10 protein-coding genes are annotated in these 10,821 nt (G+C 32.9%); 1 reads left to right on the top strand and 9 read right to left on the bottom strand.

The features are described from left to right. On the top strand, positions 1-135 hold a 135-nt coding region (locus EO117_RS08735), incomplete at its 5' end, for a transposase (protein WP_164727450.1). Between the two features lie 261 nt (positions 136-396). On the opposite strand, the gene EO117_RS08730 is transcribed toward EO117_RS08735, so the two are convergent. The 9 genes from EO117_RS08730 to EO117_RS08690 form a co-directional block, all read right to left on the bottom strand. After that, the gene (locus tag EO117_RS08730) at positions 397-1,551 is read right to left on the bottom strand and encodes a glycosyltransferase family 4 protein (protein ID WP_126940072.1); all 1,155 of its coding nucleotides are present in this window, start codon (positions 1,549-1,551) and stop codon (positions 397-399) included. Between the two features lie 11 nt (positions 1,552-1,562). Then, entirely contained in the window at positions 1,563-2,207 is a 645-nt protein-coding gene (locus EO117_RS09455; protein ID WP_126940071.1) for a CatB-related O-acetyltransferase, read from the bottom strand. After that, entirely contained in the window at positions 2,200-3,228 is a 1,029-nt protein-coding gene (locus EO117_RS08720) for a glycosyltransferase family 9 protein (protein WP_164727561.1), read from the bottom strand. The genes EO117_RS09455 and EO117_RS08720 overlap by 8 nt, the downstream gene beginning before the upstream one ends. A 37-nt stretch (positions 3,229-3,265) precedes the next feature. After that, positions 3,266-4,441 carry a glycosyltransferase gene (locus EO117_RS08715; RefSeq protein WP_126940069.1) on the bottom strand — a complete coding sequence of 392 codons (1,176 nt, stop codon included), beginning with the start codon at positions 4,439-4,441 and terminating at the stop codon, positions 3,266-3,268. A gap of 1 nt (position 4,442) precedes the next feature. Then, a complete protein-coding gene (locus EO117_RS08710; protein ID WP_126940068.1) occupies positions 4,443-5,576 on the bottom strand; it encodes a glycosyltransferase in 1,134 nt (377 codons plus the stop codon). A 34-nt stretch (positions 5,577-5,610) separates the two neighbouring features. Next, the gene (locus EO117_RS08705) at positions 5,611-6,369 is read right to left on the bottom strand and encodes a glycosyltransferase family 2 protein (protein ID WP_126940067.1); all 759 of its coding nucleotides are present in this window, start codon (positions 6,367-6,369) and stop codon (positions 5,611-5,613) included. A 107-nt stretch (positions 6,370-6,476) separates the two neighbouring features. Continuing rightward, positions 6,477-8,453, bottom strand: a complete 1,977-nt coding sequence (locus EO117_RS08700; RefSeq protein ID WP_126940066.1) for an LTA synthase family protein — start codon at positions 8,451-8,453, stop codon at positions 6,477-6,479. A 142-nt stretch (positions 8,454-8,595) separates the two neighbouring features. Beyond that, positions 8,596-9,543, bottom strand: a complete 948-nt coding sequence (gene rfbB / locus EO117_RS08695; RefSeq protein ID WP_126940065.1) for a dTDP-glucose 4,6-dehydratase — start codon at positions 9,541-9,543, stop codon at positions 8,596-8,598. A gap of 31 nt (positions 9,544-9,574) precedes the next feature. Continuing rightward, positions 9,575-10,597, bottom strand: a complete 1,023-nt coding sequence (locus EO117_RS08690; RefSeq protein ID WP_126940064.1) for an Abi family protein — start codon at positions 10,595-10,597, stop codon at positions 9,575-9,577. Between the last annotated feature and the right edge of the window lie 224 nt (positions 10,598-10,821).

The raw sequence follows: 10,821 nt of genomic DNA, 5'->3' as shown, positions 1-10,821 counted from the left end.
GGGTTTACAGAAGGATGTAATAATAACATTAAAGTATTAAAGAGAATAAGTTATGGGTTGCGTCATTTTGAACGCTTTAGAGTTCGTATACTTCTATTAAGCAAAAAGAATAGCACTAGCTATTTGAATAGCTAGTGCTATGAACTTTTTATATGAGTAGCCCCCACATTTGACAAAGAGCCAATAAAAACAGAGCGATTACTCGCTCTGTCACTACTATTATTTAGCGGTAAAATATGAATCCCTATCTATGACCATATTTAATTAGTGTTTATTTAATATTCCTAAACAAATCCATAGTCCTATATATATTAACTCGTTTTGATTAAAATAATCTATAAATATGCTATGCATACACCTTTTAGCACTTCACTATAAGTCTAACTATTTATTTTACTAATCTTTTTTATATAACATTAACAATCGATTCAATTCAGCACCAATAGTTATATAATCGAATGTATCTCTTGCATAACTTATCGCTTTTTCTACTTCCGAGTTTAGATGGGCCTCATCTTTCATATATTCTACCATTGCTTTTGCAAAGCCACTAGATGTATAGTCATCCACTACCTTACCAATGGTTTCATTATTTGTTGTATCTCTTACAAAAGCACTATACCGACTAATAATGGGTATACAGCCAAAATACATACCTTCTAAAGTTGCTATACATGTACTTTCTGTTCTACTAGGCATACAAATAATTTTTGCCTTTTTTAATAGATTAGATAGTTCATTCCTATCTGTGATATTTCCTAGCTGAACTATGTTAGGTGCAAGCATTAGATTATCTTCTAAAAATTTTGCGATATACTGCGAAAACTCCTCTGTTTGTGGTCCCACAAAGTAGAATTTCCATTGACTACGTATTTTATTAGGAATATCTAATATACTATCCAAAAATAATTCTGTATTTTTCTCATAAATGCCTAGCCTACCAACAGTAATCACAATATTTTCTTTTTGTTCTATATTTACTGTGGCATCATCGATCCCTAATGTAGATACACCATTTGGTAGGTAATACAATCTGCCTTTAAACATCGGGGTTTCTTTTAAAGCATTATAATACTCTTTTGTTTCTACAGTAAAAAAATCAACATTTCTACTTTTAAACGCTTCAAATCTACTGCGTAAGAATGAAAATTCTCGGCTTGGAGAAAAATGTGCATAGCCACCTCTCCCCATATCTAATTTAACATATACAACGATTTTAGGATTAATTTGTTTACATAGGTTTGCTAATTTGTATGTCGTATTGCCATAATTAAAAAAAATAACCGCATCATAACTTATAATATGATCTTTTATATATTTTTTTATATCTAAAACCTGTTGTTTAAATTCTAAGCTCTCTGAAATTTTGGTGACGCACACAGATTTCAAAAATTGAGGATTCCACACAGCATTATACTCACTACAATTACACCCACAATAATTAGTCATGTAATTAAAGGATTTGTTCAATTCATACAATAACATACCCGCATCTTTATAGGCAATGACAGGATCGTATGATGGACCTGATAAAATTTCTAGTATTTTCATGTTCCACTCTACTATAAATAATACGCATCTACAAAAGCAACAGGGTCTTCAAATAATTTGTAGGCAGAACGTATTTTTTCATCTTCCCATTCCCACCATTTCATTATAAGCAATTTTTGTATTATTTCTTCTGGGAAACGATATCTAATAATTTTATTAGCTCCCACTACAATCGCATATGGTGGCACATCTTTCGTTACTATACTACCAGCACCAATAACAGCTCCATCACCAATTGTAAGATTGTTTAAAATTGTGCACCGTGCACCAATCCAAACATCATTACCAATCACTGTACTTTTATTAATAGGTAATTCATTCGGATATTCTAATTCTGATTGCCATGTAGTAACATAATCTGTTTTATGCCCATTCGGAACTACTAATTGATCAGTCGCAATAGAACAATATGCTCCAATAGATTTAATAATATCGTTTCGTATATATTTATATCCCCAAGTAAATTTTCCAACAGGAATACCTGAATATTTTTCTGTATAATATCTCGCTAAATTATCTTTAAATCCATATTTTTTTAATGACAACTTATAAATATATTCTGGACAAATTCTACTACCTTTAATTCTGCGAACCATTTCTGCTAAATACGCATCCATCTTAGAAATATGATATTTCTCAATTAAATTATTATTCATTGTTTTCTCCAGTTATTAATTTATATTCTCCCAAAGGTTTTCCTTCATCATAGCATCTTTGTATTTCTGTGATAACTCTTTTTACAGATATTTGTTTCATACATGTTGGATTCTCACACCAACCAGGACCTTTGAATAAATAATCACAGGGTGAACAATCTATTTCAGCATGTATACTAGAAAATATGCGCTGTGGCATCCCTCTCCAATCTGGTTGTGATCCATATAGTCCAATTACTGGTGTATCAACAGCATTTGCTACATGAATTGGGAAGCTACATCCATTAACAACCATGTCTGCTAATCGTATAACTTCTCCTGTTTCAAGGAGATTTGTCTTTCCTCTTAAATCAAGCACATTAGTAGGGAATTCTATGTCATTATAGTTTTTTGTTGGAACACCAATAATAACCACACTTTTTTCTATTTTATCTAATTCTCTAAATAGGTCCAACCAGTGTTCAATAGGCCAATCTTTCGCATGTCCGCCTGTTTCTAAACTACAAACTATAAAATCATTATATAGTCTATTCTTTAACAATTCATTTACGTTTTTCTTTTCTAATTCACTTCCTTCAGGATAGAACAAATGGTCCCAGTCTGGTATCTGTGTAATATCTATTTGCAGTATATCTTTCACAAAATCAGCATATACCACTGGTTCATACGCATAGTCCATCCAAGACTTTGGTGAAATAAGATCCGTTAAAAAAAACTTCCTTTTATGAGGAAACCCTATTCTCTTTTTTACTCTTGCTAACCAATAAATTATAGAGATACGATATAGCGTGTCCATTAGATATACAATATCAGCTCTCCATAGTTTTTTTATAATATTCCAAGAACTTTTATAGCTTTTATCAAATCCTAGATATTCGTCTACAAATGGACATCCCTCCATTAAGGCTCTAGCATTTTCTTCCCCTACAACTATCAGCTTAGTTTCTGGCAAGAGCGTTTTTATTCCTCTCAATATAGGGGTAAGCATCACCATATCCCCTAAACCACCAAATCGGCTCATTACAACTTTTTTGTACATATTATTACCTTAGCAATTCCTATTTTATATTAATGTTATTTAATAACTGTTCCCACTCATCCCATATTCTATCCGGTGCATACACTTTCATACTTGTATTGGCATTTGCCCCATATTCTACACGTAATGCCTGATTCCCCATTAATTTCTTTAATCCTCTAGCTAATCCATCGGCACCAGCTTCACACAGTATTCCATTATATCCATCAATGATTAGTTCATTAACAGCGCTACAAGATGCAAAGCCCACTGCAGGTAAGCCTTTACTCATTGCTTCTCCTAATGATAGTCCAAACCCTTCATAAGCACTTGGAAAGGCAAAAATATCACAACTTGCTAATGCACATTCTACGTCATTTGTAGTTCCTACAAACCGAATTCGTTCTTGTAATCTATGTGTAGCTATCATTAATTCCATTTGCTTAAAAAAGGACTCTCCTTCTTTGGCTCCCCATAGAACTAACTCCCAATTCGGAAATTCATCTGCTAATTTACAAAATGCTTCTATTAACAAATGTGGTTGTTTATGATTTTTTGATAATCTCGCTAAAAAACCAATTCTATAAAATTCTTTTGGTCTAGTTAAATCTACTTGTTCCTTGTATTGTGGAATCGCATTACCAATTACAGTCACCTTAGCATTCGGCAAATGATGTAACAGATGTTTTTTAAAGGATGGTAAAAGAACTTGATTCATTGCACATTTCTCTACAGCTGGTATTTCTGCTTTGGGATAAAAGTGAAAATAATCTTCTGGATCACCATGACTCATTGTTATAACAGGAATAGAGGTATTTATATCTAAAACCAATAATTTTGTTGCTGCTGGTTGAAAACTAACAATTACGTCAGGTTGAGTATCTTCTAATACTCTTTTTAATGGTGTCAATAAATATGTTTCTGCAAATTCATTATTAATGGTTCTCGCTTTTTGCTTATTAAACATTCGATACCATTCACGTTTTAACCGTAATATAAAGGGATAGGTCACTCTTTTTCTATCCATATTCCGCAAATCATATTGCAGCACATCAGTATCAATTGGATAGTAAAATTCCCCAGATTGTTCATCGCTATATACTAATGTAACCTCATGTCCACGTTGCTTCATTTCATTGGCAAATGCACAAGTCACTTTGGCCAATCCACCACTATCTGCAACCATTTTGGTAAAATTGGCTAACAAAATTTTCATATTACATTCCTTCCAAAATCGCTCGAATCAGTCTCTCATGGCTATATACTTCATTAGCCTGTTCTAATGCCACTTTAGTTTGTGCTTTTTTTGTACTTAACAAGTCTACTAATTCTTGCATAGCACAAATAATATCCGTTTCTTCTAATGATTGTATCACACATCCAATAGGAAATTGTTCTAATACCTCTGGATTTAACTCTGGTGATACTAATACTGGTTTGTTATAGCCAATGGCTGTAAATAGCATCGCTCCCCAATGGTATCTATATCTCTCAGCTGCATACGGCATTGCAATAGCATCCACCGATAGTAAAGCCTCTTCCCAATCTTTTCCAATCAAGTTTTCATGACGGAATACGATTTGAGGAATATGTTTGTACTTTTCTATAAGTGAATTAAATAATGCTGTATCCTCAGGTTTTGCCGTTGCCCCTTGTACTACCAATTCAACAGGTACTGCAAACTTTGCATGTATAAAGGCTTGTATAAATGGTTCTAAGTTTTTTTCTTTACGAAATTGTCCGAAAAAGCCTATGCGCACTGAACCTTCATGATTTTCTAATGGCTCGGTAGTATCAAATACCGGCTTAAACACGGGTGGAGCTACTAGTTGAACATTGGTTAACCCACACTTTACAAAATCATTTCGCAATGTAATGACATGCAACTGAACATTCTTATACGCTTGTATTCGTTTAGCTTGTTTTTCAAACTTAGGCTGCTCCTTAGGATTGATTCCATGAAATATTATATGTACAGGAACTGGTGAATGTTTTAATTCACTTCTCAGCAAAGATTTAATATAGCGATAGGTAGCTGTAGGAATAATTATCGCGTCACAAATCCCTTGTTTTGCTAATTCATACGCACTGTTAAACCAGGATATACGTCGTTTCTCACGTTGTAAGGAGCGCCAAAGTTTTTGATACCAAGTAGCTCCTGCATACGTCACAACTTCGCCACCTTGTAACTCATGAACAGGAGCTCCATAATCAACTTTAAACGGAAATTTTTCCGGCACAAAAAACATAGGTTTATGTCCTTGCCGTTTCATTTCGTTCACAAGGATTCTATCAAATTCTACTTCATGACCAGCTGGCATGATAATACTTTCTAATATGGCAACTCGCATGAGAACTCCTTACCGTAACCTTATAATACTTTAATTACAACTTACCATTGGATTTATATAAATAATACAACTTCACATATTTTGTCATGGTGTAAAAGTAATGATTCACAGATAAGACCCATCCCATTTTCCCATCTAAAATACCACCTTGTAAAAGATACATTTTAATAAATGCCCAGAATGGCCGAAACACAATATCTTTCAAAAAGGAGACAGATTTATTAGCCTTTTTATATTTTTCTGCTGATAAGGTTGTATATTTGTTTAATTTATTAAAATATTGTTCCCAATTATCATAGGTATAATGATACATAGGTGCTGTTAATTGCTTCTTATCGTAGGGTGTAATAATTGCAGGATGAACATATCCTTCTACATAGGAACCTTCTTTCGGCATCAACCGACATACATAATCTGGCCGTAGTACTCCATGAGTAGCGACATTATAATGAAAGCGATTATGACGCTGTATCCAATATGCTAAATCTTCTCCTTGTATAGCTAATTTAATTTCTTTACATAATTCTGGACTACACCGTTCATCTGCATCAATAAAGAATATCCAATGACAGCTAGCTTGCTCTATAGCAAATGTTTGTTGTGCTCCCCAATCACCATTCATTGACCGATGCAAGACTTTTGCACCTAAAGACTCTGCAATAGATACTGTATTATCTTCACTACCATCATCAACAACAATCACTTCATCAGCAAAGGGTTGACAACTTTCTATACAATCTATAATGTTCTGTTCTTCATTTCTCGTTAAAATTAACACACTAACTGTATTCATAAACTTCCTCTTTATCTATTCACATATGACAAAGACTATCACCTTACGTGATAGTCTTTTATTCACTCTTTATTGTATCAAGTTTATGCTTTGTATTCAACAACAGGTTATACATAATGTCGAACAATGGTACCCGTTACTTCCATATAAGCTCGTTGTAATGCAACTACATTTTTTAGATTATAATCATATACTGGAATTCCATCTAAAGCTTCTACACGTTGATCTTTAAAGAAACCAATATGACTATTGCTTAGCCAATGATATGGAGTTATAATAAGCTCTTGCTGTTCAAACAAAGATGGAAATAAACTTATATATTCATGCTCTTTAGCCGCTATTAATTCCATAATAGTTGGCAGAATATTCATATGCGTTCCTATCCTTACACCATTTAATAAATCTTTGTCAAAATCTTTATGGGATAGATAAAATGCTGTACTTATATCTTCACGTAAGCTATGTATTCTGTTACTATCTTGACTTGGCATAGGTAATCTTCTTGTATGGTCACCCGTTACGATAACTAAACTATCTTCATAAGTTTCTTGGATATAACGAATAAACTGACTTAAATAATAATCACAATACGCATAGGTACCAATATCTTCAGCATACTTATTTAAATAGTCTGGCAGTTTTTTTAACAACGCTTCTTTTTCAAAGCCATACTTGTCAATTGGAATCGTGTACGGTCCATGATTTGAGGTAGTATAGATAAAATGAAACTCATAGTTATCTGTATTGTTCTCATCTAATTTCTGTTGTATCCCCTCTAAAAATAAATGGTCATATACACCCAACCAAGTATGTGGTGTATCATTAGATGTAGTATCAAAACCAGAATATACATTATGAAACCCATTTCCTCTAGCGAATAGACCTAAGCTAGACCAAGATAAAGAGCCACCATACCACAGCGAACATGTATACCCTAACTCTGAAATTTGTTTTCCCAATGATGTCGGTAGTTGGTGATTCCAAAAGTATGCTTTTTCGTTTAATTCTAAATTAACATCGTAAATACCATTTAACATGGAGCTAATAGATGGTTGAGATATTAAGCCACCTGCCAAAAAATTGTCAATAGAAATTGTACTACTTTGTTCACGAATTAATCGCCCTGCATTAGCAATAGGTATATCTTCATATACCTCATCAAATGCGAACTGACTATAACTTTCTTCTACGATTAAAAATATCTTTTTAGGCTTTTTGATTCGAGGTCCTGCTGCTTTTTTTCGCATAGAGTTCCAGATCATACCTACTAAATCCTGTTCAACCTTAATTAAAGGCTTTAAAATTTGGATAGAATCTGCATCACTATGTACTAATATTTCTTGTGGCTTTGTTCGAATAGCTAATTCAAAAGCAATCAAATCATCGATACAAGCCTTCGCGAAAAACATATCTCGCTTAACTACTTCAGGCACAGTATCCCATTCAGGCTTGTTACGATGCTCAAATGTGCCACCATAACGGAACCAATAATATACGATTACTGTGGCTATGGTAATTAATGTATTGTAAACATAGTATATATACCCCAAATGAACTGTCGGTACAGCAAAAGTTCCTAAAGCTAATAGCCAACTAAGGAAGTAATACATTCCTACTGCATAGATTGGCAAGGATACCAAAATCCACCATCCATGATTTTGATTAAAGAAAATATCTAACAAATTTCTTTTATCTGCATTTCTTCCTAATCGCAAATTTGAATTGTATATATCCTTATAATGATAATAAAAAATTAATTTTCCTAAAAAAGCTATATATACTACAAGGAAATATAAAGTTCCCAAAATCACTCTAATAAAATCACTATATAAGTGAATAGATTTAATACCCATTGAAGGTAATGTTACTAGTAAAAATAAAAACAGTAATACATAGGCATTAAAATCCATTCCCCACCAAAACCCATAGTTAAAGCAGGAACACCATTTCTTTTCCTGCCCTTTATAAGTCTTATTAGGTGCAAAAAAATAAATAAATAAAAATCTAAAAATAGCACATAGTATGGGACTTAGCAGAAAAATTTTAATATCTTGTTGTAACCCTTGTAAAATTGAAAGCTCCATGACTCACCATAATATATAAAAAAAGTAATGTATAACAACCGACAATAAAAGGTTCTGACATACATCCTCTCTCTTCCGAGGTCTATACTATCTTACATCCACTGAAATCCACCGAAATTCTATCACACCTATAGATTTAACTTTACAACCGTTTCCTATACCATTCCACAATCCCTTTTAAAGTATCCTTCATGGTATACTCTGACTTCCATCCCAATGATTCTAGCTTACTGCTATCTATGGCATACCGTAAGTCATGGCCTAATCGGTCTGGCACATAGGTAATGAGTTCATGAGATTTTCCCAACACATCTAACATTCGTTTCACTAACTTAATATTAGAAATCTCTTCACCGGCTCCTACATTATACACTTCTCCTACTTTACCTTTTTGTAGGATACAATCAATGGCCCTACAATGGTCCACAACATGAATCCAATCACGCACATTCAATCCATCGCCATAGACTGGCAATGGTTCCACTTGCAACGCCTTTTGTATCATAAGAGGAATTAATTTTTCCGGATACTGATGAGTTCCATAATTATTAGAGCATCTAGAAATAGTAATGGGCAATCCGTAAGTTTTATGATAACTCAACACTAATAGATCAGAAGATGCTTTCGAGGCTGCATAAGGGCTAGTAGGTGTTAATAGGCTTTGTTCCGTAAATAGACTCCCTCCTTGCAAGGGTAATGTACCATATACTTCATCAGTAGATACATGATGAAATCGTTCTATGCCATGTCGTAAACAGGCATCTAGCAATACACCCGTACCGATTACATTCGTCTCTAAAAACACTTGCGGACCTGTAATACTCCGATCTACATGAGTTTCTGCTGCAAAATGTACCACCACATCTGGTTTATACGTAACAAACAGAGTATCTACGAAAGAAGCATCACGAATATTTCCTTCTATCATAGTCAACCTAGAATCTTCTAGTAACTCCTTTATATTATTCTTATTTCCTGCATAGGTTAAGGCGTCTAAACATATGAAAGAATCTCCTGAATAGGTCTTCATCATATATCGCAAGAAGTGACTACCGATAAAGCCACAGCCACCTGTTACTAAAATCTTCATAATATTCACTTTTAAATTTATTATAACTTCATTATAGTATATTATTTTGTACTTTCAGATATTTATGTAGTCTCTCAAACAAATTCTTAGGCATTGCAGTAAGCTTACAGTAGTCTGTAAATAATTCTATTTTCTGCTTATCGGCCTCATCATTGTAACCATGAAAAACTGCATTCATAAAATCTGTGACAAACAAGGATTTTAACTCGTTTGTATTCAATAATAATAAAATAATTAATACTGCCGAATATAATCCCTTACAAGCTTTTTTATCAATATTTAATGGTTGTGTTAAATCTTCTGTCATGTAGATCAAACCTGGTAAGACCTGATATAACTGTTTTGGTTGAATAGATTTTTTGACTCTAAATTCAGCAAAACTTAAATTATGAGCAGCTAAGTTACGAAAGATTCGTATATTAGTTAACCCATTACGAATGATCTCCACTTTTTGATCATACGTCATAGTATTAGAATTATTAAATAAAATGTTTATGACCATTTCTTTCTGTTCTTTTTTTAGAACATTATACAGGTTAATCGAATCTCCAAAAGATATATTTTTAAATAATATCCACGGTGGTATATGATTATACTTCTCTACATAATATTGAGTAGGTTGATATTCCCGTTTTTTATCTATCAATATTAATAAAATTTCCGAATACACATTCTCTTTGAAGGATGTCCCTGCACTATATACTTGATAGTTATTAGCATCCAAGTATTTATTTACATCAACTCCAAAAGATGAGGCAATAACATAGGCCATTACATTTTTAAAAAGATTTTCCACAAACAAGCTATATTTTAAAATAAATGCTTGGATACTTTTATCTAATAAATGTAATTCATATAAGTATTCAATTGTTATTTCGTTTACACTATTCGAGTCTTTTTTTAATATATTTTTGAAACCACCAATAAGATCATTATAAGAGATAGATATAAGCACATTTTTAGCGAAATCATAGTCATTAATTAATACACCGTACTTATCTCGTAATATTTTTATTTGTTCATCATACGTTTTAAAGGGTTTATCATATTCCATATTCCCTCCTATACAAAAAGAAACCCGCTACATAAGTAGCGGGCATGGTGGTATGTTCTATGACGATACCGTTTTACTACTTACTTTATATCACAATGTAATACAATTGTCAATACAGACTTTTCTTTATATTAAAGCAATTTTTTGGGTTAATTGTATAATGAAATTGAACAATTGAATATAAAAAATCCATAGTGATTTCGTGGTATGATTATAGTGCTAAA

The organism is Veillonella sp. VA142 (assembly GCF_003992135.1).
In the GTDB taxonomy this organism is placed as follows: Bacteria; Bacillota; Negativicutes; order Veillonellales; family Veillonellaceae; genus F0422.
The sequence above is the reverse complement of the archived record's forward strand: the minus strand, read 5'-3'. Positions and strand labels throughout refer to the sequence as shown.

Bases quoted from the DNA above. Each gene is read 5' to 3' on its own strand.
- EO117_RS08730 (WP_126940072.1), bottom strand. From the start codon at position 1,551: ATGAAAATACTAGAAATTTTATCAGGTCCATCATACGATCCTGTCATT.
- EO117_RS09455 (WP_126940071.1), bottom strand. From the start codon at position 2,207: ATGAATAATAATTTAATTGAGAAATATCATATTTCTAAGATGGATGCG.
- EO117_RS08720 (WP_164727561.1), bottom strand. From the start codon at position 3,228: ATGAGCCGATTTGGTGGTTTAGGGGATATGGTGATGCTTACCCCTATA.
- EO117_RS08715 (WP_126940069.1), bottom strand. From the start codon at position 4,441: ATGAAAATTTTGTTAGCCAATTTTACCAAAATGGTTGCAGATAGTGGT.
- EO117_RS08710 (WP_126940068.1), bottom strand. From the start codon at position 5,576: ATGCGAGTTGCCATATTAGAAAGTATTATCATGCCAGCTGGTCATGAA.
- EO117_RS08705 (WP_126940067.1), bottom strand. From the start codon at position 6,369: ATGAATACAGTTAGTGTGTTAATTTTAACGAGAAATGAAGAACAGAAC.
- EO117_RS08700 (WP_126940066.1), bottom strand. From the start codon at position 8,453: ATGGAGCTTTCAATTTTACAAGGGTTACAACAAGATATTAAAATTTTT.
- rfbB (WP_126940065.1), bottom strand. From the start codon at position 9,543: ATGAAGATTTTAGTAACAGGTGGCTGTGGCTTTATCGGTAGTCACTTC.
- EO117_RS08690 (WP_126940064.1), bottom strand. From the start codon at position 10,597: ATGGAATATGATAAACCCTTTAAAACGTATGATGAACAAATAAAAATA.